This is a genomic window from Streptomyces sp. ADMS (genome assembly GCF_033441795.1).
In the GTDB taxonomy this organism is placed as follows: Bacteria; Actinomycetota; Actinomycetes; order Streptomycetales; family Streptomycetaceae; genus Streptomyces.
In genome coordinates this window covers 1-389 of record NZ_JAVFVX010000470.1, presented here as the reverse complement: position 1 = coordinate 389, position 389 = coordinate 1, and the positions used below count along the sequence as shown (strand labels likewise).

The following is a 389-nucleotide window of genomic DNA, read 5'->3' as shown; positions in this document are numbered from 1 at the left end:
AGGCCCTGGCAGACAGGGCGCTGGCCAGGGGCCGTGAGGCGCAGGCCGATCTGTCCTCCGCCAAGTCCCGTCTCTCGTCGGCTGATTCGTGGGTGACGCGGGCCGGCAAGGAGTCCGACAAGTACAAGGACGATCCCACCGGCAGCAAGGACACGGAGAAGCCGGACGAGGCGAAAGTGCGGGCCGCCACGCGGGATGCCCAGCACGCCAAGTCGGCCCAGAGCAGCGCCCAGTCAGACGTGAACGGTGCGCAGTCGGCGCTGGACGCGGCGAAGAAGATGGCCGAGGACGCGCGCAAGATGCGTGAGGACGCGGCCGGCGAGGCGAAGCGGAAGATCGACGAGGCCTCGGACGCCGGTATCCAGAACCGGAGTTGGTGGGAGGAGGTC

Annotated in this window: 1 pseudogene; it reads left to right on the top strand. The window is 69.2% G+C overall.

What is annotated here, in order from left to right:
* Positions 1 to 389, top strand: a pseudogene (locus RB628_RS41600) (hypothetical protein); the annotation flags it as partial.